This window comes from Candidatus Saccharimonadales bacterium (assembly GCA_035457485.1).
In the GTDB taxonomy this organism is placed as follows: domain Bacteria; phylum Patescibacteriota; class Saccharimonadia; order Saccharimonadales; family EFPC-124; genus DATIBO01.
In genome coordinates this window covers 238,764-262,444 of record DATIBO010000006.1, presented here as the reverse complement: position 1 = coordinate 262,444, position 23,681 = coordinate 238,764, and the positions used below count along the sequence as shown (strand labels likewise).

Annotated in this window: 28 protein-coding genes and 1 tRNA gene; 11 read left to right on the top strand and 18 right to left on the bottom strand. The window is 43.4% G+C overall.

Annotated features, from left to right (window positions below; translation table 11 throughout):
- Positions 1-9 precede the first annotated feature (9 nt).
- Genes VLA77_01500 through VLA77_01485 form a run of 4 tightly spaced genes read right to left on the bottom strand, consistent with a single transcriptional unit; the run spans position 10 to position 4,699 of the window.
- The gene (locus VLA77_01500) at positions 10-378 is read right to left on the bottom strand and encodes a response regulator (GenBank protein HSE29242.1); all 369 of its coding nucleotides are present in this window, start codon (positions 376-378) and stop codon (positions 10-12) included.
- On the bottom strand, positions 356-793 hold the full coding sequence (locus VLA77_01495) for a response regulator (protein HSE29241.1): 438 nt from the start codon (positions 791-793) through the stop codon (positions 356-358). The genes VLA77_01500 and VLA77_01495 overlap by 23 nt, the downstream gene beginning before the upstream one ends.
- A gap of 46 nt (positions 794-839) precedes the next feature.
- The gene (locus VLA77_01490) at positions 840-3,047 is read right to left on the bottom strand and encodes an ATP-binding protein (protein ID HSE29240.1); all 2,208 of its coding nucleotides are present in this window, start codon (positions 3,045-3,047) and stop codon (positions 840-842) included.
- Positions 3,044-4,699, bottom strand: a complete 1,656-nt coding sequence (locus tag VLA77_01485; GenBank protein HSE29239.1) for an ATP-binding protein — start codon at positions 4,697-4,699, stop codon at positions 3,044-3,046. The genes VLA77_01490 and VLA77_01485 overlap by 4 nt, the downstream gene beginning before the upstream one ends.
- A 94-nt stretch (positions 4,700-4,793) precedes the next feature.
- Between VLA77_01485 and VLA77_01480 the strand changes: the two genes are divergently transcribed.
- Positions 4,794-4,869 (top strand) — tRNA-Pro (locus VLA77_01480).
- 184 nt (positions 4,870-5,053) lie between these two features.
- On the opposite strand, the gene VLA77_01475 is transcribed toward VLA77_01480, so the two are convergent.
- The 7 genes from VLA77_01475 to VLA77_01445 form a co-directional block, all read right to left on the bottom strand.
- On the bottom strand, positions 5,054-5,854 hold the full coding sequence (locus tag VLA77_01475) for a TIGR00282 family metallophosphoesterase (GenBank protein ID HSE29238.1): 801 nt from the start codon (positions 5,852-5,854) through the stop codon (positions 5,054-5,056).
- 5 nt (positions 5,855-5,859) lie between these two features.
- The gene (locus VLA77_01470) at positions 5,860-6,243 is read right to left on the bottom strand and encodes a hypothetical protein (protein HSE29237.1); all 384 of its coding nucleotides are present in this window, start codon (positions 6,241-6,243) and stop codon (positions 5,860-5,862) included.
- A gap of 97 nt (positions 6,244-6,340) precedes the next feature.
- On the bottom strand, positions 6,341-7,858 hold the full coding sequence (gene rny / locus VLA77_01465) for a ribonuclease Y (protein HSE29236.1): 1,518 nt from the start codon (positions 7,856-7,858) through the stop codon (positions 6,341-6,343).
- 187 nt (positions 7,859-8,045) lie between these two features.
- Positions 8,046-8,435, bottom strand: a complete 390-nt coding sequence (gene tsaB, locus VLA77_01460; protein ID HSE29235.1) for a tRNA (adenosine(37)-N6)-threonylcarbamoyltransferase complex dimerization subunit type 1 TsaB — start codon at positions 8,433-8,435, stop codon at positions 8,046-8,048.
- Positions 8,419-8,898, bottom strand: coding sequence for a tRNA (adenosine(37)-N6)-threonylcarbamoyltransferase complex ATPase subunit type 1 TsaE (gene tsaE / locus VLA77_01455; protein HSE29234.1), 480 nt, complete (start codon positions 8,896-8,898; stop codon positions 8,419-8,421). The genes tsaB and tsaE overlap by 17 nt, the downstream gene beginning before the upstream one ends.
- A gap of 30 nt (positions 8,899-8,928) precedes the next feature.
- On the bottom strand, positions 8,929-9,390 hold the full coding sequence (locus tag VLA77_01450) for a prepilin-type N-terminal cleavage/methylation domain-containing protein (protein ID HSE29233.1): 462 nt from the start codon (positions 9,388-9,390) through the stop codon (positions 8,929-8,931).
- A 59-nt stretch (positions 9,391-9,449) separates the two neighbouring features.
- Positions 9,450-10,796 carry a GspE/PulE family protein gene (locus VLA77_01445; GenBank protein HSE29232.1) on the bottom strand — a complete coding sequence of 449 codons (1,347 nt, stop codon included), beginning with the start codon at positions 10,794-10,796 and terminating at the stop codon, positions 9,450-9,452.
- Between the two features lie 76 nt (positions 10,797-10,872).
- Here VLA77_01445 and VLA77_01440 point away from each other — a divergent pair, with 76 nt between their 5' ends.
- Positions 10,873-11,445 carry a PRC-barrel domain-containing protein gene (locus tag VLA77_01440; GenBank protein HSE29231.1) on the top strand — a complete coding sequence of 191 codons (573 nt, stop codon included), beginning with the start codon at positions 10,873-10,875 and terminating at the stop codon, positions 11,443-11,445.
- A 1-nt stretch (position 11,446) separates the two neighbouring features.
- On the opposite strand, the gene VLA77_01435 is transcribed toward VLA77_01440, so the two are convergent.
- Positions 11,447-12,091, bottom strand: coding sequence for a RecX family transcriptional regulator (locus VLA77_01435; GenBank protein HSE29230.1), 645 nt, complete (start codon positions 12,089-12,091; stop codon positions 11,447-11,449).
- A 1-nt stretch (position 12,092) separates the two neighbouring features.
- Positions 12,093-13,124, bottom strand: coding sequence for a recombinase RecA (recA, locus tag VLA77_01430; protein HSE29229.1), 1,032 nt, complete (start codon positions 13,122-13,124; stop codon positions 12,093-12,095).
- Positions 13,125-13,249: 125 nt separating this feature from the next.
- Between recA and VLA77_01425 the strand changes: the two genes are divergently transcribed.
- Positions 13,250-13,642, top strand: coding sequence for a prepilin-type N-terminal cleavage/methylation domain-containing protein (locus VLA77_01425; protein ID HSE29228.1), 393 nt, complete (start codon positions 13,250-13,252; stop codon positions 13,640-13,642).
- Here VLA77_01425 and VLA77_01420 read toward each other — a convergent pair.
- The 5 genes from VLA77_01420 to VLA77_01400 form a co-directional block, all read right to left on the bottom strand.
- Complete coding sequence (locus VLA77_01420) at positions 13,639-14,376, bottom strand: hypothetical protein (protein ID HSE29227.1); 738 nt, start codon at positions 14,374-14,376, stop codon at positions 13,639-13,641. The genes VLA77_01425 and VLA77_01420 overlap by 4 nt on opposite strands.
- A 9-nt stretch (positions 14,377-14,385) precedes the next feature.
- Positions 14,386-15,408, bottom strand: coding sequence for a Holliday junction branch migration DNA helicase RuvB (gene ruvB, locus VLA77_01415; GenBank protein ID HSE29226.1), 1,023 nt, complete (start codon positions 15,406-15,408; stop codon positions 14,386-14,388).
- A gap of 87 nt (positions 15,409-15,495) precedes the next feature.
- Positions 15,496-16,065, bottom strand: a complete 570-nt coding sequence (gene ruvA, locus VLA77_01410) for a Holliday junction branch migration protein RuvA (GenBank protein ID HSE29225.1) — start codon at positions 16,063-16,065, stop codon at positions 15,496-15,498.
- Between the two features lie 39 nt (positions 16,066-16,104).
- Positions 16,105-16,572 (bottom strand): crossover junction endodeoxyribonuclease RuvC, encoded by a 468-nt coding sequence (gene ruvC / locus VLA77_01405; GenBank protein HSE29224.1) that lies wholly within the window; start codon positions 16,570-16,572, stop codon positions 16,105-16,107.
- Complete coding sequence (locus VLA77_01400) at positions 16,572-17,285, bottom strand: YebC/PmpR family DNA-binding transcriptional regulator (GenBank protein ID HSE29223.1); 714 nt, start codon at positions 17,283-17,285, stop codon at positions 16,572-16,574. Before VLA77_01400 ends, ruvC begins: the two co-directional genes overlap by 1 nt.
- A 70-nt stretch (positions 17,286-17,355) precedes the next feature.
- Between VLA77_01400 and VLA77_01395 the strand changes: the two genes are divergently transcribed.
- Genes VLA77_01395 through VLA77_01360 form a run of 8 tightly spaced genes read left to right on the top strand, consistent with a single transcriptional unit; the run spans position 17,356 to position 23,663 of the window.
- Positions 17,356-17,904, top strand: a complete 549-nt coding sequence (locus VLA77_01395; protein HSE29222.1) for a histidine phosphatase family protein — start codon at positions 17,356-17,358, stop codon at positions 17,902-17,904.
- 56 nt (positions 17,905-17,960) lie between these two features.
- A complete protein-coding gene (locus VLA77_01390) occupies positions 17,961-18,785 on the top strand; it encodes a hypothetical protein (GenBank protein HSE29221.1) in 825 nt (274 codons plus the stop codon).
- A 9-nt stretch (positions 18,786-18,794) separates the two neighbouring features.
- Positions 18,795-19,394, top strand: coding sequence for a hypothetical protein (locus VLA77_01385; GenBank protein HSE29220.1), 600 nt, complete (start codon positions 18,795-18,797; stop codon positions 19,392-19,394).
- A complete protein-coding gene (locus tag VLA77_01380; protein HSE29219.1) occupies positions 19,391-19,855 on the top strand; it encodes a F0F1 ATP synthase subunit delta in 465 nt (154 codons plus the stop codon). The genes VLA77_01385 and VLA77_01380 overlap by 4 nt, the downstream gene beginning before the upstream one ends.
- Positions 19,848-21,272, top strand: a complete 1,425-nt coding sequence (locus VLA77_01375; protein HSE29218.1) for a sodium-transporting two-sector ATPase — start codon at positions 19,848-19,850, stop codon at positions 21,270-21,272. The genes VLA77_01380 and VLA77_01375 overlap by 8 nt, the downstream gene beginning before the upstream one ends.
- A complete protein-coding gene (locus tag VLA77_01370) occupies positions 21,269-22,114 on the top strand; it encodes a F0F1 ATP synthase subunit gamma (protein ID HSE29217.1) in 846 nt (281 codons plus the stop codon). Before VLA77_01375 ends, VLA77_01370 begins: the two co-directional genes overlap by 4 nt.
- Positions 22,111-23,412 carry a F0F1 ATP synthase subunit beta gene (locus VLA77_01365; protein HSE29216.1) on the top strand — a complete coding sequence of 434 codons (1,302 nt, stop codon included), beginning with the start codon at positions 22,111-22,113 and terminating at the stop codon, positions 23,410-23,412. Before VLA77_01370 ends, VLA77_01365 begins: the two co-directional genes overlap by 4 nt.
- On the top strand, positions 23,412-23,663 hold the full coding sequence (locus VLA77_01360; protein ID HSE29215.1) for a hypothetical protein: 252 nt from the start codon (positions 23,412-23,414) through the stop codon (positions 23,661-23,663). Before VLA77_01365 ends, VLA77_01360 begins: the two co-directional genes overlap by 1 nt.
- Positions 23,664-23,681 lie beyond the last annotated feature (18 nt).

The following is a 23,681-nucleotide window of genomic DNA, read 5'->3' as shown; positions in this document are numbered from 1 at the left end:
CAGGTCAAGTTATGCCTTAATCGTTTCGTTGATTTTGCCGATCAACGCATCCATCGACAAATCACTCTTAATAATGTAATCTTGTGCACCAAGCGACATCGCTCTGTCTAAGTCTTCTTTTTGACCAAGGTTAGACGCTACAATTACTGGAATATTTTTAAGAGCTTCTTGTTGTTTAATTTCGGCCAGGGTTGCAAATCCATCTTTTCGCGGCATGACAAGGTCAAGTAGAATTATATCGGGTACAAAGGTTTTCAGAATCTCGAGCGCTTCTTCGCCATCGGACGCAATCTGGACGTCAAAACCGCTTCTAACCAGCTTGGCTTTGTAGGCGCTTGTCAAAAATCGATCATCTTCAACTACTAGAACTTTGGCCATGTTGCCACTCCGAAGGGTTATCGTTTTTACCATTAACAATCAATTCTTTTAGCATATCAATTATCTCATCGAGCCTATACTCGGCCTTTAGAACATACTTTTTAACGCCAAGGCCGAGCATGTTGTGGACTTTGTCTGGACTAGCCGAATTACTCACGACAACCACAGGGATATGATTCCATTTTGGGTTGTTTTTTAATTCTTCCATGAACGCCAACCCATTCATGTCCTTAAGGTAATAGTCCAACCAAACGGCGTCTGGCAGCTCGTCCATACTCTCAAGATAATCCATTGCTTGCTTGCCAGTCGAACAAGATACAACCTCTAAACCAGATAACTTAATCTTTTTAGTAATAGCCTGTAGTAAAAGTGCTTCGTCCTCTACTACCATTATTGTTGGATGTTGCTTTGACATACTTATACTTTACCATAAACTTTTTTAACTATCATCTAAGCTACGTTTATGCGTCAAGCGAGACTTCGCCAGCACGAGCCTTCATTCCTGTGATTGGAAGACTAAACCAGAAGCTAGTGCCCTTGCCCTCTTCACTCCTGAACCATACTTTACCGCCCGAAGATTCCACTATGGCCTTAACGAGATAAAGTCCAAGCCCGGTGCCCTCAGTTTCAACTTTAACAATGTTTTCAGCCCTAAAGAACTTATTAAATACACGATTTTGCTGAGCCTTTGGAATTCCGTAGCCGTTATCAGCAACTTGCGATACCACTTCATCGCCCTTGCGTGAAATAAACACCGATATCTCGCCGCCTTTGGGCGTGTATTTGATTGCGTTAGTCAGGAAGTTTAAGTACACCTGACTAATCAAGCGAGGGTCTAGATTAATCTTACCTAAATCTTCGTGAACGCTAATTATTAAGGTTTGCTGCTTTTGCTCCAGCTTCTCTTTAAGGTCCTGAACGATTCCATTTACCAACTCTTTAAGATCAGTTGGCTTAGGATCAACTATAATTCTGCCCGATTCAATCCTAGAAATGTTAAGAAGCGAGTTTACAAGCTCAATCATACGTTCGGTTGAAGCATAAATATTTTTTGCAAACTCTGTTTGATCTTCGGTAAGTTTGCCTGCATCGCCACTAATCAACATTTCACTAAACCACTTAATCGCCGAAAGCGGTGTTCGCAGCTGATGTGACGCCAGCGAAATAAATTCTGTTTTCATTCGATCAATTTCGCGCTCTTTTGTAACGTCATGGAAAATCATAATGGCGCCGATAATCTTACGGTCCTGAAAAATTGGGTTCGCAACAATTGCAATCTGCCGCTTGCCTTGCTCGTCTTGCATCCCAAAAACACCGTCTGACATTTTGCCAGTTTGAAGTGCAAGTGCAACTGGAGATTCTTTGTCTATTACTGGTAGGCCAACCCCGGTCAAAAGTTTCATAACCTGTAAAACAGGTTTACCGATTACCTGATTTTCATCAAGCATCAACATTTGTGTAGCTACACGATTAACTATCGCGACAGTTCCGTCCGCATTCACCGCGATCATACCTTCACCAATGCTCGAAAGAATCGCCTCATCTTTAGCTCTCTCACGCTCTACTTCATCAACTTTTTGGGCTAACTGGTTAGTTCGCTCCTGAACTTTGCTCTCCAGGTTTTTGTAGATTAACTGCAACCGATCAGCCATGTTATTAAAGGCCTTTCCAAGTTGACCAAATTCATCACTAGACCTAATCTGTACTCGCTGAGTTAGGTCACCGAGGGCAATCTTGTTAGCCGTAGTAGTCATATTATTTATCGGGCGCAGCAAGCGTGCAATAAACAAAGTGAGCAAGATCATCACTCCCAGCGTTGAAAGACTGAACGAAACAATCAGAGCGCGAGGCAAACGTTCGGCAACAGTATAGACCTCGGCGGCCGGCCGGGAAATTGTCATGATCCAATTGTTCCCAGCGTAGTTTTTATATCCAGTTTCCGAAGTATAAGAAACTATGAATTGTTCATTATCTAAAGTTTCCACCTCGATACCCTCTTTGGATTGACCAGCGGTCGTTACTGCCGTAGGTACAACGATTTCTTCGGGGTCGCTCGACCCGATCATCTTACCCTCGCTATTAAATAATCCAATTAAATTACCGGGCAGGCTCGCTAAAACATCGCTAATTGCCCGCCATTTTATAAACCCAATAACCGCAGTTCCATTTTGAACCGGTGAAGCAAAAATCATAGTTTGGTCTCCCGAGGGATCAACAAACTCATTACTATAAGTAGTATCACCACCGAGCGCCTTAGTGACAACCGCTTGATTCTGTTTAAGTGTCTGCTCTATTTCGGAGTTGTCGGCTGAACTCGATGCCAAGATCTGGTCATTCCCCGAAACCATCACAACCGAGTCCCAGTAACCTGTACCTTCAACGAAACTTGACAGGGTTTTTGTAGCCGCCTGTAGATCTGGCGTCGAACTGGGATTGTTGGCCAAATTTAAAGCAATTTGCGAATCAGCTAAAATCGCAATGCTAACCTGACGCTCCTCTAAAAATCTATCTACTGTATTTAAATTATTTTTAGTGAGTGTCAGCTGATCGTTTTTTGATGGATTTATAATTTCGTTGCGAAGTAAATTATAGACAAAAGAGAAGGCAATGATTGCAGCCGGTACAGCCACCAATGCAATTATTATTGCTACCCTGGTTACAAGTTTCATTTTTTACCACTCATAGTTTTGGTATAGGGCAAATGCACTACAAAAATCGTACCCTGGTTTTCTTCGGATGTGAACGATATATCACCTCCGATGTAGTCTAGCAGCGATTTTACAATAAAAAGACCTAGCCCAGTTCCGTCGGTATCTTTATCGCGAATGTTTTCAGCCCTAAAGAATCGGGTAAAAATTTTGGCTTGCTGCGCTTTTGGAATTCCGTAACCGCTATCGCTCACTATAATCGTCAGTTTGCTGTCAGGTTCATTACCACTGCCAATCACTTCGATCGACACATCACCTCCTTTGGGGGTGTACTTTACGGCATTTCCAACTAGGTTATGTAAGATTATTTTTACAATCTCAGGATCAACATAAATGTCTGATATGTTTTGATCAAAATGCTCTTTTATCTTCGGCAGTCGACCTTCTGGTATACCCTCCAGCTGCTCCCTCACAACTTTACGCAACATCACCGGCAGGTTAATTGCTTGCGGCACAACCGGAAGATTATTTAATTCCAGTCTCGCTACAATTAACATATCCCCAACCAAACGCGCCATTCGCTGCGTGCTCTGATGAATCTGCGTAACATCTTGTTCTTGCTCATCGTTTAGTTTTCCAGCGTCGCCATTAAGCAACATTTCACTAAACCACGATATCGCCGAGATCGGCGTCCTTAACTGGTGCGACGCCACGGTCATAAACTCGCTTTTTGCGCGTTCAATCGCACGCTCCTCTGCTACGTCACGCAAGCTAGCAACGTAGCCCACACACTCGCCTTCACGCATGATAGGCGAGCCGTTTGCTAAAAGTAATGACTTTGTTCCGTCTTTTTTTATGTAATTTAAAACTGTAGATTTTTTATCTTTTTTGTTTGCACCAAGTGGCCATTCGTCCATCTTAACTTCTTTGCCGTTCTCGTTTTGCGTTTTGACAACGTTCACAAACTTTTTACCTTGCAAGTCATGCTGCCACCAACCTAACATATCTTCGGCGGCGCGATTCATAAAATTAACACGACCATCAACGTCCAAAGAAACTACACCCTCGGCTATGTTCTCTACAACAGCATCGACTCTTACTCGTTCAGTCTGAAGATCCTCTTTATTGCGTTTAGAAGCAGATGTTGCCGTTTCGCGAACCTGCTGATAAACATAAATAGCGAACGACACAATAAACAAAATTATCAGCATTTGCACTACTTGCATCGCGCTAAACGGAATACTTAAAACTTTAGCCGCATCCAAACCCAAAACTACAAGAGTAAACAAATATAAAATTGCAACCCAGATTATTCCACGTGGTTTGCCCGAAACAAAAAATGCCGTTACCGGAAAAATATAAAACCAATAAAGACCAGTACCCTGAAGGCCACCAGTCGTAAGCATCATCATTAAAATTGCTAGCAATACACTCAGCAATACATTGCGCGCAACATTAACGTTTTTGGTAATTTTTAAGGTAATAAAGTTTAGCCCCATTATAAGTCCGGCTATAAATTCAAAATACCCTACCCTGTAGTCGCCTTCAAACGCAATGCTTTGAGCACCAAACAAAACCAGCACAATCAAACCAAGTAGCGAAAATATTTTTACAAAGCTAGTAAGTTCCTGCTGAGTATCGGGTTCGTCAGTCTGCGCATGTGAAATAACCATAAGCTAAATTGTAGGGTAATCTGCCACAAAGTTAAAGATGTTATTAGTCTTGAGGCAATTGCAAACTTAAGGTATAATAACGTTTGTCACATCTCGGGGTGTGGCGCAGTTGGTAGCGCGCGCGGTTTGGGACCGTGAGGTCGAAGGTTCGAGTCCTTTCACCCCGACCAGGTACGAAATCATCGTTTATAAGAACTCTTTATGGAGTTCTTTTTTCACAGATCGGTCCGTTTCCATCGAGATAACCATAACTTGCAATCGGAACAGCGAGCGTGACCGCACATAAACCCTCTTACCAATTTAGAAATGGTTTGTTGACAACAGCAGCTAAGTTCCGAAAAACAGAAATACTTCTTATAATTCTTTTTTAACCAAATTAACTTGCTCTATCCTCTTGGCCAACCCGCTCTTACCAACCTCAACCAAAACCGCATTCAACTGAAAAGGTCCGTGCTCGGCAATGTCGTTTTTATTTTTTGCGCCATCGCGCCAACGTTTTACAATTATCTCGGTACTTACGCCTAGGCTTGTTAATAAAGTTCCGCACATTCCAACATCTGTTATATGAGCCGTACCTTTTGGCAGGACCATGGCGTCAGCTGTTGGTATATGCCAGTGATCGCCAATTACGGCGCTAACGCGACCATCTAAATAATAGCCTACTACTTTTTTCTCGCTCGAAAAATCACCATGAAAATTCACAATTCGAGCGGCGAATTTTTGATCTTTAGTATTTTGCAAAACTTCATCTATCGCTTTTAGCGGATTCCCGATCGGTTCTTTCAGGTTAGGAAAGGTAGTTCCGAGCAAGCTTATAACCTGAACCGCCCCGAGTTTAGTTTGTACATTTTTTACGCCCCACTCCGGCTTTACGCCAGGCTGATTAATAGGTGCAAGCACGGGTTGATTGGGGTCTTCAAACATGGTGATCGAGGCCGGGCGTTCGGGCGAGTGGTTTCCGCCAGTAAAAACATCTACGCCCTGCTCTTTAAGCTCGAGCATGTGGCCAAATGTCATGCCTTTACCGTGGCTCACATTTTCAGCCTGAGCAATCACCAAATCAACGTTAAATTTGCGACGCAAACCTGGTAAAAGCTTTTTAACAACATCGCGCCCAGGGCGGCCCATAATATCACCTAAGTAAAGAATATTCATCTGTTTTATTGTACACGCTGATCACTTGAATCAAGCAGCCTGCCCATCTGTTTATGGATTTCTTGCAAGTAACGATTTACGTCCATTGCATACTTTTCTATGTTTACAACTCGCTGATGAAAACGCTGTGCATCAAACTGATTACGCCATTGTTCTTGAGTATAGTTTTGTTGATACATCTGCTGCATCAACGTTTCCATTCTCTGAACAATTGGGCTAAGCTCATTTAAAGATCGTTCGACGTTTTGAATTCTAATCTGTACATCACTAGTCCTAGAATCGTTACGCCAGTTATGAACGTTGTCGCGGACTTCGTTAAGACTCGACTGCAAGTTACTCACAGCCTCTTGTGCAGCTCTACGGACAGTATCGTAAGAGAAGTCTGCCATATACAGATTATGGCACAATATTCCATGAATGTATAGTTATTTTAACTAAGTTCAAGATATTCAATCGTGTCCTAGGCACTCCTTTGCCTAGCTGGGCCTACTTAGCATATTCTATTGCGCGAGTCTCGCGGATAACTGTAACTTTTATCGTTCCAGGGTACTGCATAGTACTTTCGATTTTTGTGGCAATATCACGACCAAGTTTAATCGCGCCCAAATCATCGATTCTTTGCGGCCTTACAATCACGCGGACTTCACGACCAGCACTAATTGCATACGCTTTTTCAATTCCGTCAAAGCTTTTTGCAACGTTTTCAAGTTCGCGCATTCGTTCGGCAAAGTTCTCGGCACTAATGTTTCGCGCACCAGGGCGAGCAGCGCTGAGCGCGTCAACCACACGAACAACCAAAGCTTCGGGTGTAGTCGCCTCTATGTCGTCGTGATGAGCTTCAATTGCATGGACTATATCATCTGGCATTCCATATTTGCGCGCCATTTCGGCGCTAATATGATGGTGCTTACCCTCAATTTTGTGAGTTAACGCCTTACCCACATCATGCAACAAAGCTGCGACTTTAACATTCCGCACATTCGCACCAATTTCCTGGGCAATCAGTCCGCCAATGTGTGCCATTTCGGTAGAATGCTTAAGCACGTTCTGCCCATAACTTGTACGGAATTTTAGTTCACCAAGCAAATGGACCATCTCTTTTGGAACAAGCCCAACCACTCCAACTTCACGAACTGCATCCTCACCAGCCTGAAGAATCTCTTTGTCGATCTGTTTTTGAGCTTTCGCCACAACTTCTTCAATTCGCGCAGGGTGAATTCGGCCATCTTTCATCAGCATTTCGAGTGCAATTCGCGCAACTTGACGACGAATCGGATCGAAACTACTAAGCACAATCATGCCGGGCGTATCGTCCACCAAAATATCTACGCCAGTTTCACGCTGCAAAGCTTGAATATTACGACCTTCTTTACCGATAATCCGGCCTTTCATCTCTTCATCTTCAAGTCTGATCGCAGTAACAGTTTTTTCGCTCGTAACTTCGCTCGCCATTCGCTCCATAGCGCTAACCAAAATTGTCTGGGCTTGCTCTTCGGCGTCTTTTACGGCGTCATTTTGCAACTTGCTAACCAATCCAACGAGATCTTTTTGGATATCTTTTTCGGTCATTTGCATAAGTTTGTCGGCGGCATCGCTTTTAGTCAGACCGGCGACTTTCTCTAGCTTTTCTAGTTGTTTTTTGCGAATTTCACGAATTTCATTCTTCAAATCATCAACTTCGCCCTCTTCTTTACGAAGCTTTTCGCTGCGCTTGTCGAGTTCTTCTAGCTTTTTATCAAGCGAGGTTTCACGCTCGGCCATGCGCGACTCTACGGCAGTTAAGTCCTTGCGACGCTTTTGTTCTTCTTTGGTGGCCTCGTTGGTAATCTCTAAAGCTTTGTCTTTAGCTTCGAGTTCGATCTTTTTTGCGGCGCTTTTAGCCTCTGCTAGAATTTTATCAGCCCTTGCCGCGCCAGCAGCGCCTTGCTTTTGGTTAACAACAAACAAACCGCCCGCACCGGCCGCAGCGCCGATTACAGCGGCTAAGATTATTCCTAGCTCCATAATGTTATCCTTTCTCAGCCACCGTTTGACAAAGCTTGCACGCATGGCACAACATGCCAAGCGGTTCTGGAATTCTGAAAATATAAAAAGTTATTGAAATCGGTCAGTTGGTTCACAAATTAAAACCTGTTTTTATTGTACGCTTGTTGGATAATTTACGTCAAATTTGTCCAAATAACCGTCGATTCTATTTTTTAGGCGCAGTAATATTTGCTTCAGCCCCGTAATAAGGCATTGAAACTTTATCGTTTTGCCCAGATGCAATCTTTTGCAAACCATCCTGCAGCCAGTCGTCGCCAGTTGAACCAACTATTGGAATGTTCTGACCATAGGCGATCGTGTTCGCAACGGTAAGTCCGATTCGTAAACCAGTAAACGACCCTGGACCACTGTAAACCACAAGTCCTGTTAAATCATTAAAGTCTGCGTTATTTTTACGTAAAAGTTCTTGGATTTTTTTAAGCAGATCACGTGCAAGTTCGCGATTGGCTTCCCAGATATATTCATCTGTTCTTTTGCCATTGCTAAAAATAGTAAGTTCAGCTGTAGGACTGTCTGTTTTAATTGTGAGAATCATTGTTAAACTTTTTTACCGCATTAGTTATGTAATCAAAATTTTCTGGGATTTCAAACTCGATATCACGACTCTCGTCATTTTGAACACGCAAAGTCACACTGATCAAATCGCCTGGCAAAATTTTATGAACAATATCACCCCACTCGATCACAACAACAGTATTAGGTTGGTTCAAAGATTCTTTGAGCTCTTCGTTCATTATGCCAGCGTCTTGCAATCGGTAAAAGTCAAAGTGATGAAGCTCTAAATCGCGCGCCGCTTTATGGATAAAGCTAATCGTAAAAGTCGGGCTCTGAACTACATCTGCCACACCCATGCCGACAGCCAAGCCTTTAGTAAAAGTCGTCTTGCCACCACCAAGATCACTTTTAAGCTCAAATACCTCACCTCCACGCAAAACCCGCCCAATAGCCGCGCCGAGCTTTTTGGTTTGTTCAACATCTTTGCAATTAATCTTAATCATTTGCAAATATTATAACAGATGTGGGCAAAATTAATTTAGGCTATTTTTAAGAATCGGATTCGTTTCACCCGAAGACGGGCTAACTTTTGTAAAGCTCAAGACAAAACTTGTACAGGGGTTCTCGGCAGTTCCGTTACAATTGGCCGGGTTGGTTACGTATCCGTACTGATTTTTATTTGTACTTGCGTTTCCTTGCAGACTATAACCTTGGCCAGGCGCATTCAAGTTATCTGGGTTTAAATCAGGCAAAAGCACTACAGCTTTTTCTGTAGAATCTATCTGGCTAAAAGCAGGATACGTATTATTGGCTCGATAGTAAACTTCAAGCTGAGTCGCAAGCGCCGTTATGTCAGTCTGTCGCTGGGAATCATCGGAACGATTTTGAACCGTAGAAAAAGCATTAAACACTAAGAATGCTAGCACCCCAACAACTACAACAACAATCAGAAGCTCGACTATTGTAAAACCTTTTTGTAACGCTTTTTGAAGCATGAGGCCCCCTAATTAATAAGAATGTATAATTAAATTATCAATCATAAGCGTATTCGTTGTCAATTTAATACGCGCGCTAGCTTCAACAATTCATCTACGCTGGTCTCGCCTCGTAAGGCCTTTACAAATGCATCCATTTTAAGAGTTACCATGCCTTCTTTTTTGGCTTCAGCCCGGATTTCATTCGTTGGCGCCTTGCACATTACAAGATGTTGGATTGATTCAGAGTTTACTAAGACCTCGTTAACAGTGGTTCGTCCTTTGTACCCAGAATGTCCACATGCATCGCAACCTTTTGCGCGCCACATTTTAGTTATTACGCCATTCGTAAAAGAGGCAGTTTTACCAGAATCAGCGCCCACACCTTGGTCGATCGCCATGGATTCTAATTGCTCAATCTGAGTCGATTCTAAATTGGCATCTATGCACAGAGCCGCCATAACCGCTTGATACTCGGCTTTGTTCGGTTTATAAGATTTTTTGCAATCTGGACAAAGTTTTCGAATTAAGTGCTGGTTTACAACTGTTCTTGTGACGCTCGCCGTCAAGTAAGGTTCTACTCCCATAGCAGACATTCGCGCAAAGTAGTCGCTGGCTTTTACCGAGTTGATTGCCGCAAAAACCAAACGACCAGTTAATGCTGCATGAGTAGTTAAATCAGCCGTTTCATAGTCACGAATATCTCCCACCATCACAATATTTGCATCTTGCCTAAGAAGAGCGCACAACCCATCGGCCATAGTTACATCCGCTTTTAAATTAACTTGGCTCTGATTGATGCTACTAATCTTGTATTCCACGGGGTCTTCGATAGTGGAAATGCACACGTCAGGGTTATTCAGAGAATTCAAAATTTGGTACAAAGTTGCAGTCTTTCCGGAATCGGTTGGACCTGAAATGATTACTAGTCCGCGTGATTGTTTAATCGCAGCATTAAGCGATTTTAGACTATGACCCCAAAAACCAAGCTGCTGCAGACTAAGGTCCTTTTTGGATTCGTCCAAAACTTTTACAACAAGCTTCTCGCCATCTTGGATTGGCAGGGTTGAAACCTTAAGCGTGTACACTTTGCCCGCTGCCACAAACCTAAACATGCCATTTTGCGGAACTCGGTTTTCTGTAGTTTTTAGGTTGCAAAGATTTTTGATATGAAGCGCAATTGGCGCAGACAAGTTTTTTGGCAGTTTATCGTCTGACTGCAAAATACCATCAACGCGAAATCGAACCACCAAAGCATCTTCGCGCGGTTCAAGATGAATATCGGATGCGCGAGCTTTTATTCCATACTCTAAAATTAAATTCGCAGCGTCAGCGATAGGCGAATCTTCGGCAGCAGTTTCATATTCGCTACCAATTTTGTGCGACTTTTTTATAATCAAATCTAATTTGGAATCCAAAACACCCATGATTACTTATATTGTATAAAAAATAACCACATAACGCTAATGGCTTTAACAGGGTGGATTAAAGTATAATCAAATTATGTTATTGCTAAATGATAAAATCCTAACGATGCCAGTCGTAAGTCTCCAGACCGGTCGTAAACTGGCTACACTTGCCAAAGCGATTGTCGACCCTCGTCAACTTCATGTTATCGCCTACTACTGCGAAGGACCCAATCTAGATATCGACCCTGCCGTCCTGCACACGGATGATATCCGCGAAGTCAGCAGCATGGGCATGATTGTTGACAGCGCCGAAGATATTATGTCGCCTGAAGACCTTGTCAGGCTCCAGCAAATTATTGATTTTGACTTTAACCTTGTTGGCATGAAGGTGATTGACGATTCTGGTAAGAAAATTGGCAAAGTATCTAGCTACTCTATCGAGACTAATACATTTTTTATTATTAAGATTCATGTCCAGCCTGGATTTTTTCAGGCATTACACACAACAGAACATATAATTGACCGTTCGCAAATTATAGAAATTAACGACAACGCCATAGTTGTTAAATCTGCATCAGTAAAGGAAGGTGCACTTGGCGCCCGTCACATAATTGACTCGTCTTTTAGGGGTCGTCCGCAGCCCGACGTAGCACACAATCAGGAGTAAACTAGTCCTGAAACATAGCTTGTTTTATTTCATCAAACCCGAACCCTTGGCGGGCTAAATATTGCATTAACTTTTGCGGATCAGCCGCAAACTTTACATTTTTTCGTTTTTTTGCAATTAAGTTTTTCAGGGCATCGTCTTCACTAAAGTTACTAGTGCTTAACGCCTCGTTAATTAAGGATTCGCTCAAGCCTTTTTGCTTTAGCTCCATTTTTAGCTTGCGAGCGCTGGTTTTTTTACCTAAGTTTCGGTTTTCAATCCATGATCGGGCAAAGTTTTCATCACTCAAGTATCGCTTAGCCTTAAGCTTATCGATTATTAATTCTGCGTCGTTATGATCAACCTTTTTGCGCTTAAAGTAATCGCGAACTTCTTTAGTAGATCGTGGTCGAATCATTACATAAATCAACGCACGCTCATAATTTTTACCGAAGTCACTGGCTCGTTTAAAATTCTCAATTTCCTGGTCGGTAACCTCCAGCCCGACTCGTAATTTTAAATCCAAAAGCTGGTTCTGGTTAAGCGAAAAACTATACTTGCCATCAACAAATACCGAGACCCGCTCAAGATTTTTGACCTGTACTTTTAGACCCGTTATTTTTTTAGTAACAGGCTCGTCCCGGCCAGCAGAATGAGCCTGAACCAAGCTAAACTTCCTCGGTTGCTACTTTTGCGCGAACGGTTTTATCTATCTCGGCCAAAACCTTAGGATTTTCTTTTAAGTAAGCTTTTGCAGCCTCGCGGCCTTGGCCAATTTTGCCATCTTTATAGGCAAACCAGGCGCCAGCTTTATCTACTACGCCATGTTGAACAGCTAAATCAAGAACGTCGCCTGTTGTACTAATTCCGCCACCGTACATAATGTCGAACTCAGCATTACGGAAAGGTGGAGCAACCTTGTTTTTGACAACTTTAACCTTTGTGCGGTTACCAATTACATCCTCACCAGTTTTGATTTGACCGGTTCTTCGAATGTCTAAGCGAACCGATGCATAGAACTTAAGAGCGTTACCGCCGGTTGTAGTTTCTGGGTTACCAAACATTACCCCAATCTTCATGCGGATCTGGTTCAAAAATATAACCGTGGCTTTGCTTTTGTTTATAATTCCAGTTAATTTGCGTAACGCCTGACTCATTAATCGTGCCTGCAAGCCCATATGACTATCGCCCATGTCGCCTTCAATTTCGGCTTGTGGGGTTAGCGCTGCAACGGAATCCACCACAATTAGGTCTACCGCGTTACTGTGAACCAGAGTATCAACGATCTCCAGCGCCTGCTCACCGTTATCCGGCTGGCTGATTAATAGGTTATCGGTGTCTACTCCTAATTTTCGTGCGTAACTTGGGTCAAGCGCATGCTCGGCATCGATAAAAGCTGCTGTTCCACCAGCCTTTTGAACCTCGGCGATCGCATGTAGCGTTAAAGTAGTTTTACCCGAGCTCTCTGGACCAAAGATCTCAATAATACGACCCTTTGGATAACCGCCACCTAAGGCCAAATCCAAACTGAGCGCGCCAGATTGAATAAATTCAACATCAGCTAACTGATGTTCTCCCAAACGCATAATTGCACCAGTGCCAAATTGTTTTTCAATCTGCTCCATTGCAAGGCCAAGCGCCTTAATTTTACCTTCATCAGTTTTTTTATTGGAGTCAGTTTTCTTAGTCGAATCTGCCATTTTACCCTCTCTCTTTCATTGCTGCATTATAAACACAGCTGGCCCTAAAAACAAAATCTTTTTAAATCTGTTATCTACATTTTTGCGTTTGACCCTACATGCATTAGAATTAAATAGGAGCAAATATGAAAAATCAAAATGGTTTTACCGCACTAGAAATTATAATCGCAATCGTTGTTATTGTTGCAGCAGGCGCTTTTTTCTACTTTCAAAAGCGAGATCTAGTAACCGCCAATCTCGATACTCAGCGCAAAACTACTGCCAATACCCTGTATCACAACCTAGAAGCTATTTACTACCCAACCTACGGCTTCTACCCAGAAGTAATAACCCTAGAACAGTTCAAAGGACTAACTCCGAGTCTTTTAACCGATCCCGCTGGCATTCCGATAACCGAAGCAACCAGTACATTACGCTATGAACCGTATGGCTGCAATGTCGAGGGAAAATGTAGGGGATATACGTTAGTCGCCCTACTAGACAACGAAGCCAACTTTGTAAAGATCAGCCGCAATTAACGCTCGTTAACAGGTATACCTTCAAGTCGCATAACGGCTCTTTCTGCCGCTTCGTTAACAACTCCCACAACTCGTTTAGGGTTGGCTACGTAATAAAAGTGATAGGTTGTTTCTTCGCCTTGAGTAGAGAGCCGCAGGGTTCCGTAGTTTAAGACCTGTTGCAAAATACCTTTTTGATCATTGCTGGCATCTTCGACATTTATGAGGTTAACTACCTGCATTCGAGTGGAGAATAGGCTGCTTTGCACATGCTGGAAAATACTTTCGTTTGTAAGATAAAAACGGTTGCCGTTATAGACGATAGTAGAAATCACTCCACCCAAAACAAAGAAGGCATCTAACAATAGTACCCCTGGGAACAGCGACATAGCAGTTGGAAGCTGACCGTACATTGCAAAAGACTCCGAAAGAGTCGGGCGGCTAAATTCATAAAGCACCAAGCCGAACAATGCAATTAAAACCAAAAATATAACCAAAGCCCAGATCGAAACCAAGCCGATTGGGTGACGACGAATCGACTCAATCACATACTCGTTGCGCGAAAGCGAGAGTTCTGGATAGCGTTTTTTTGACTCCTCGTGCTTAGCTTGAATCTCCGACGCAAGCGAATCCTCAGGCTTGTCGGCCTGACCCGTTCCGCTTAAAGGTGGGGCCGGCTTATAACTCCCATGCGGATGAACAGAGGAGTGCCCTGTTGCTAGGTCGCGAGTGTGATGCTGTGTTTGATTCTTCATTTACTTACATTATACCAGTTCTATTTGGTTACTTACAGGGGTCTTCCCCAGATGAGTATATGCCCTAAGCGTCACTTTGCGGCCACGTGGTGTACGCTCAAGAAGTCCGATCTGCATTAGGTAGGGTTCGTAAAAATCCTCTATCGTACTGCGCTCATCGCCCGTTATAGCTGCTAGGGTTTCTACACCAACCGGACCACCAGCAAAATTTTCAATAATCTTTTCTAGCAGCAATCTGTCAGCTGGATCAAGCCCAAGCTCGTCAACCTCTAAAAGCTTCAGGGCTTTGGTTGCAATATCGTCATCTATTATTCCATCACCATTTACGTCTGCAAAATCACGCACTCGTTTTAGCAAGCGATTAGCAATTCGCGGAGTTAAACGTGACCTTTTGGCTAGTTCATCGGCGGCGTTTTTGCCGATTTTTACATTTAGGATCTCAGCTGAACGAGTAATAATCTGTGCAACTTCGTTAGGTTTATAAAATTCAAGCCTATGGATCAATCCAAAGCGATCACGCAAGGGTGCCGCCAAATTACCAGTTCGGGTGGTTGCCCCAATAACCGTAAACTTGGGCAAATCCAAGCGTAAACTGCGCGCACTCGGACCCTTGCCAAGCATAATATCTAGCTTAAAATCTTCCATCGCGCTATACAGAACTTCTTCCACGACACGATTCAATCTGTGGATTTCATCAATAAATAAAATATCACCGTCTTGCAAATTAGTTAACAAACTTGCCAGGTCACCAGCACGTTCCACGGCAGGACCGCTAGTAACTCTGATGTTGCTGCCCATTTCGTTGGCGATTACAGCAGCCATTGTGGTTTTGCCTAAACCTGGTGGACCATATAAAAGTACATGATCAATAGGTTCGCCACGTTTTTTTGCGGCGTCTATCGCTAATTTTAAGTTAGTTTTTAGGCGCTCTTGGCCGATGTAACTTTTAAAATCTTTTGGTCGCAGGCTGTTTTCAAAAATCTGCTCTTCGGGAGTTTCTTCGGCTGAGGTATCTACAATTCGGTCGATCATCATGATCATTATTGCACTTTTTGGGGTTAAACGCGAAACCGGCTCTTTAATATACCCTAAACTAAGAGTTTAACTCCGCGCTCTAGCTCAGATAGTAATAGCCTTCAGTGCAATTTTAATCCTTGACTGAACGTCTAGCGAAGAATCAACTCCCTGCAAAGCCTCACTTGACTCCTGTAAGCCATAGCCTAAAGCTAAAAGCGCATCTAGGGCATCGTCGCCAGCCGAAGCTGTAAGCGTAGCCGAAGCCATGCTGGGTGCGCCAACTTTATCGCGCAAATCAACCGTTATACGCTCAGCCAAACGCTTACCCACGCCACTTGCGCGCTGGACAAATGAGCTGTCTGCGTTAGCAATCGCACTTCGCGTAGCCTCGATATCGCCCAAACTCAAAATGGCAAGCGCCATTTTTGGACCAACCCCCGAAACTGAAATTAACATTTCGAAAAGTCGCTTAGCCGCCAGTTGCGAAAATCCGAACAGCTCATGCGCATTTTCGCGCAGATGGTCGTGCGTATAGAACTTGACGCGATCACCATTTTTAACAGACTCAAAATCTGTACTAGCAACCTGAATCTCGTAGCCAATTCCGCCTACATCGATAATTAATGAATTATTTGTTTTTTCTACAATCTCCCCAGAAACATGTGCAATCATGGGGTTAGTATATCGCAGACTGGTCGCACGACAAATGTATTAACGCGACGCCGACATATGCGTTAGTGCAGCCGCCAAAGCATCTGCGGCGTCATCTGGCTTTGGCACAACTTTTAAGTTGAGTAGCAAGCGAACCATCTCTTGAACTTGTTTTTTATCAGCTTTACCGTAACCAGTTAACGAAAGTTTAATTTGCATCGGGGTATATTCAAAAACCGGCAGTTTTTGCTTTTGCGCTACAAGCAAAACCACTCCCCTCGCCTGTGCGACTGTCATGGCGGTAGTTACATTGCGCGCAAAAAACAGTTTTTCCACCGAAACCACATCAGGCTTTGTAAGCTCCACAATCTCGTTTAACGAATCAAAAATAATCTCGAGCCGCTCTGGCTCTGGCTGATGAACTGCCGTACGAATTACGCCCGCATCAATCATTTTATGTTTGAGCTTGCCCTCGACAACCCCAAAGCCCATTATTCCAGTTCCCGGGTCTACCCCCAAAATTCGCATTATTCTAGTTCAAAGTTAACGTGAGTTGCGGTAACATCTTCTAGGTCTTCTAATGCATCAAGCAGTTTCATGACCTTATTCGCGGTTTCCTCTTGCTCAATTTTTACCGTATTGATCGGCTTAAATGTAAGCTCGGCTTCCACCACCCGAACTCCCGCGCCAATTAGCGCGTCTCGCACTTTGCCCAGCTCTTTGGGGTCGGTGTAAATGATAGACTCGTCGCCTTCTTCGACAATGTCTTCGGCGCCGGCTTCAATTGCTTGCATCGTCAGATCATCGCCACTGCCTTTTACCGTAATCATACCTTTGCGTTCAAACTGAAAAGCTACAGCGCCTTTTTCGGCCATGTTCCCGCCATTTTTACTAAACGCCAACTTAACTTCGGGCAAAGTTCGGTTTAAGTTGTCGCTGGCACATTCAACAATTATCGCGGTGCCTCCTGGGCCATAACCTTCGTAGATAACTTCTTGAATGGCTGCGCCGCCAAGTTTGCCCGACCCACGATCAATCGATCGCTGAATATTGGCCGCCGGCATGTTAGCCGCACGAGCTTTATCTATAGCAAGCCGCAACGTAAAGTTCATATCAGGATCAGCACCACCACGCGCCGCAACGGCAATTGTGTTGCCTAGTTTTGTAAAAGCCGCACCGCGCTTGTTGTCGGTTATTGCTTTTTGTCGTTTAATTTGTGCCCATTTTGAGTGGCCAGCCATAAATAACCTCTTAGTTTTTACTTATTATACCATTTAAACGCATTATCAGTAACAGGTGTACAATTGATTCATGACTATTTATTATATGCGCCACGGCCAAAGTCAAAGCAATGCTAATAAAGTTGTAACTGGCAAGCAGGAGTCGAAACTAACTTCAGTAGGCCAACACCAGTCTGAACATGCCAGTAATCTGATTAAAGATTTAAACATTGGCCTTATTGTTTGCTCACCGCTTGAGCGCGCCAAGGACACAGCAAAAATTATTGCCAACCAAATTGGTTACCCAGATTCGGCGATTATTATTGATCCAGATTTAACAGAGCGCGCCTTAGGCGAACTCGAGAACAAAAGCTACGCCAAAAATCCACGAATGAACGGAAACTTCCCCGAGACCGAAACTGTAAAAGGTATAGAATCATTAGAACATTTGCATGCTCGGCTTAATCATTTTTTAAAAGATATTTTACCGCAAGCAAAACACAAAAACATTCTCATCGTGTGCCACATGAATGTTGGCAGAATGTTGCAAATTATTGCAAATGGTCAAAAACCGACAGAATTTTACGATACCCCACGCTTAGAGAATGCTAGGGTTCATAAGTTAATTGACGTAAATTAATCAACTGTATTTTATTTTTTAAAAAGATATAATCATTAGCAGTAAGGGTTAATGGTTTGGTAATTTTTAAAAGATATGTTTTACCCCTGTTAGGCGTAGCTTTAATTGCTTTGTCTCTGTTTTCTAATTTGTTACATGCGCAATCCAATACGGCAATAGCCCGCGGATTCCAAACCAGCGACACGAACCTAGCACCTGGCGCCTTGATGAGCTTGACCAATACTGCCGATACCGTAACCTTGGCCGACCCAACAAACACACAAAAGTTGGTTGGCGTTTTAGATGATCGCCCTTTACTTGAGCTCGATAGCGACAACAAACAGGTGCAGGTGCAGGTGGTGACTAGTGGCGTAACTTACGCTTTGGTTAGCGATATGAGCGGAACAATTCAGACAGGAGATAAAATCACAACATCGCCAATCCGCGGCGTTGGCATGAAAACGCTTGAGAGCAACATTATTTTAGGAACTGCGCAATCCAACTTTTCGACGGACGGAGCGGTCGAACAAACAATCACCCAAAAAGACGGTAGCCGTAAAAAGGTTATGATAAATAAAATTCCCGTCCAGGTGAGCGTGAATTTTTACCAAACCCCGACCGAGCAGACCAACTTGCCGCCAATTTTAAACGATCTTGCAAGCACAGTTGCCGGCCGTCAAGTCTCGCCGGTTAGAATTATTGTAGCGCTTTTAATCCTGCTCGTGGCACTTATTACTATGGCAATTTTGCTTTATTCATCAGTTAAATCGAGCGTTATCTCAATTGGTCGTAACCCACTTTCGGAGCACGCCGTTTACAAAAGCTTGTGGCAAATTGGTTTAATTGTTTTGGGTATTTTACTGTTAACGGTTATTGCAATATACTTTATATTAACGACATAAGGGGATTGGGTGGACTCACTTTTAATTACAATAATTGTTGCGCTAGTTGTAGTAGCCCTTATTGCAGTTGCTTTTATTTTGCGAGCCACCTTTGGCAAGCCTGCAAACACAACCAGAGTTTACCATGTAGAAGTTAACGCCGATAAAGTTCTACCCGAAATCGACACAGCCGAAATTGAAAAACAAACAATCGAGCAACTGCAAAAATCCACTCAGCAAGGCGCCGAAAAAATCCAGGGAGCAATCAACGGGGCAATCAGTAGGATCGCTGAACACGTAGAAGAAATGACCAATACAACTTTGAACGCAGAGTTTCAAAAGTATCAGCTAAGCTTACAGGCGTTACGTGAACAAAGTATTACTGAATTTGGCAAACTGCAAAAAGATTTGGACACGCAGCGCGAACAAATGGTGGAGCAGCTTCAAAAACAGGTAATAGCCGAGCACGAAAGGCGCGTTGATCTGTTAAATGCGCGAATAAATGATGTGATTTCGAGCTACATAGTCGAATCGCTTGGCAGCAATGTTGATTTAAATGCTCAAATTGGTGTAATTTTGCAAAAGCTCGAAGAACACAAGCAAGATATTAAGAAAGATATTTTAGCGTGAACACTCAAGCTCCGATTCCGACCGAACTATATTCGCCCGATCTTATAAACCTAGCTATTTTTGAGCTGGACCGCTATATAAGCAGTGTTCGCGACAGCAAAGCGCGCAGTACACCAACACCATTGCCGCCAACCGGGTTAGCTCAAGTTTTTAGCGCCATGGGTGTAAAAACCAGCAGCACCGACGAACTAGAGAGCTTAAAAGAGCAATTAAAAGCTTTTTTGGTAAAATCTCCAACGGTCAATATAATACTTTCGGCACCTCCGACAAACGGAGTGAAACAGCAAATTACCAGCTGGTTCCGGCAGCAAGTTAGTCCTAATATTTTGCTTAATTTTTCAGCGAGGGCCGATATTGGTGGTGGCATTATATTGCAGGTTGGCTCGCGAATTTATGATTTTTCGTTTAAAAAAAGTCTGCTCGACAACAAGTCCAGAATTGCGGAGCTGATCAATGTTTGATAATGCTTTCTTTCAAAAACTAGTCGACAAGGGCAATACAACTGGTCAGGTAATTGGCAGTGACAGATTTTTAGTAAAGGTCAAAGGCTTAAACGGCATCGGTATTAATTCGCAGGTAGTTTTTGAATCCGGCCAGTTAGGTATGGTCAAAAGCATTCACGAAGAATACGTTTTGGTTCTAAACCTAGAAAGCGAAGATACACCGCTTGGAAGTTTTGTTGCTTTAAATAGTGCGCAAATCTCGGTTAACGTAGGTGATGGCTTGATTGGAAGAGTTATTAATCCGCTTGGTAAACCGCTCGATGGTAAGGGTTCGATTGCGACAAAATCTACTTGGCCACTTTTTAGGCAAGCGCCAGGGATTATTGAGCGCGAGCTTTTAAAAGATCAGCTTTTTTCAGGGGTAATCGCTGTTGATTCCTTGTTCCCCATTGTTATGGGCCAGCGCATTGCAATTTTAGGCGACACGAAAACCGGCAAAAGCAGTTTTTTGCTTCAGGTTAGCAATAATCAAAAAGGAACAAACAATATCGTTGTTCATGTTTTGATAGGCAAACGCCAAGTTGAGATCGACCACCTACTGCGAAACTTAAATGAAACCGGGGCGATCAACCATAGTATCGTAATTATCGCCAATATTTTTGACTCGCTTGCGCAAACCTACATTGCACCTTACGTAGGCTGTGCCATAGCCGAATTTTTATGGAACAACGGTCGCGACGTGATAATTATTTATGACGACATTAGTTCGCATGCCAAAGTTTATCGTGAAATAGGACTTTTGTGCGGCGATAACCCGGGCCGTGAAAGTTACCCGGGGGACATGTTTTTTGCTCACTCCACGCTGCTCGAGCGCGCCGGCAAGCTTGCGAGCAATAGCAAAACCCTAACTGCCCTACCGGTTGTAGTTACGCCGAACGACGACATTACAGCGCTCTTGCCTACCAACATTATGTCAATCACCGACGGTCAGATCATTTTTGACCTTGAAACTTTTAAGCAAAACGTAAAACCGGCTATAAACTCAGGACTTTCGGTTTCGCGCGTAGGTGGTCGGGCACAAAATGAGCGTCAAAAATTGCTTTCTGCCGCACTATTTAAGCGCTTAGCTGAGTATCGGCAGGCGTACGAATTTGCGCACTTTGGATCTGAACTCACGCCCGAAGTTAAACAATCACTCCAACTTGGTTCGTTGATTCAAGAAGCTCTGCGTCAGCCCATCAGCGAGCTCTATAGTTCACTCGAACAGCAACTTGTAATGCAAACTATTTTAATGAGTGCGGGGCTACTAAAACTTAATGTCGGATTACTTAAACTGCAAGCTCGCCAAGCTGCGCCGAACGTAAAAACTGATGCCGATTTTGAACCAATCTGCAAACAACTACTTGGTCAATCGACAATGGAGACAAACGTATGAGGCGATCTATAAACATTAAGCAAGATCTTGAGACCGTTCGCACAATTGAGGACCTAACAGAGGTATTCGAAAGTATCGCCAGTTTACACATCTCTAAAATTCGCGACCGCGTAGTTGCCAGCAAGGACTTTTTTGCGGAACTTTGGCAAACATACAGCGCACTTCGAATTGACCCAAAAAAACGGCTAGCTCGCGCTCACACCAAGAAAGATAGCGTGTTCGTGGCCGTGGCGTCACAAAGTAAATTAAGCGGCCAAATCAACGAGCAAGTTATAAACGAGCTTACAAACAACCTATATAAAAGGCCAAATACAGATGTGATTTTAATTGGTATGCAACCAAACCAAGCACTGCATAACGCAAAAGCGAATGTGGTCGGTGCTTTTGCGTTGCCGAAGGGTGATTTTAATTTTAACATTAATGACATTTTGGAAACGCTCAATAATTACGATAAAATATCGGTTTTTTACCAAACTTACGAATCTTTGCGCGTGCAAAAAATCTCTCACATCGATCTCGTTTCAACTGTACGGCTTTTGGGCGAGGACGTAACTGAGGGCAATGAAACTCTGAGCAGCGAGGAGTATATTTTTGAGCCAAATGTTAAAGAAATTGCCGATTACATGGAGTCAATTATGCTTGGCGTGGCGTTAATTCAGATCATAATGGAATCCAAACTTTCGCAGTACGCCGCTCGTTTTAACAGCATGAGCGCCGCAAAAAAACGTGCTGGCGAGTTAACAAAACAATATAAATCAGAATTTTACAGATCTAAACGCGGCGAAAGTGATGAGCGTCTAAAAGAAATGTTAAAAGTTGCTAAAAGGGCCAATGCATTATGAAATCGACAGTTGGTCAAATAACTTCAATCAAGGGCTTAGTGTGTGAAGTTCGACTGGTTGGCGATAAACCTGCGCCAAAAGAACTTTTAGTTTTGTCAGACAACCCTGAGGTAGTCTTAGAAATCTCCACTTACCCTACCCCACACACAGCGCGCTGCATTAACCTGACCGGCAGCAACAAAGTCACTCGCGGCGCCACAGTAGTTGCGGCGAACGGCACGGTTACAATTCCGGCCACAAAAGCTTTACTTGGACGAATGCTAAACGCTTTCGGTCAACCGCTAGATGGTGGAGCTCCGATTGAATCTGATCAGGCTATAAACATTTATGCCAACCAGTCATCCGCATCACTCACCACTGGCAAATCCGAGTTGCTTGAAACCGGCATTAAGGTCATAGACTTTTTTGCCCCATTCGTAAAAGGTCGCAAGATTGGAATTATCGGTGGAGCCGGTGTAGGTAAAACCGTTTTAACAATGGAGCTAATCCATAACGTCGCTAATAGCGATAAGCTAGCAATGTTCGTAGGAATCGGTGAGCGCGTACGCGAGGGCCATGAGCTTTACCTGACCTTAAAAGAACGCAAAATTTTAGATAAAACAGTTATGATGCTTGGGCAAATGCATGAATCATCGGCAATGCGCGCGCTGGTTGGATATTCGGCCGCTGCTGTTGCAGAATATCTGCGCGACAGCGAAAAGCGTGACGTTTTAGTATTTATTGACAATATTTATCGTTACGTTCAAGCGGCCGGTGAACTTTCTACGTCTCTCGGTGCAATGCCGAGCGAAGGCGGCTACCAGGCTACTCTATTCTCGGATTTACGCCGTTTGCAAGATCGCCTAAGCTCCAACGAAAACGGATCAATTACAGCCGTTGAGGCGATCTATATTCCTGCTGACGACCTCAGCGACCCCGCAGTTCAAGAAATATCTCAGCAGTTAGATTCCACAATTGTTTTATCTCGCAGCGTTGCAGAAACTGGTGTGCGCCCTGCAGTTGACTTAGTCCGCACAAGTTCATCCTTACTTTCGCCAGACATCGTTGGCGATCGCCACTACGTACTCGCCACTCAAGTTCAAGCAGTGATGCAAAAATTTGAATCACTCAAAAACATCGTGGCGATTATTGGCCAGAGCGAGCTAAGTCAAGATGAACGTCGTGACTATATGCGAGCGCAAAAAATAATCGACTTTTTTAGCCAATCGTTTTTTGTAACCGAAGAACTAACCGGCAATAAAGGTGAATTTTTTACACGCGAGCAAACTCTAAAAGGCATCGAAGAGATTTTAGTTTAATGAAATCAGAACTTGCCGTAAAAGTTTTATCGCCTACTCAAACTTTATATGATGGGCCAGCAATTTCGGTTTCGGCACACAATCGGCTCGGTCCATTTGATATTTTGCCAGAACACGCCAACTTCTTTTCACTTCTGACCGAAGGCGACATTAACATAAATACCGGTGTTAAAGTTTTTAATTTTAAAGCACTGCACGGTATTATAAAAGTTTCAAAAAACCAGGCAACACTCTTTATTTACACCGCCTAAATTATTAACGTTGTATAG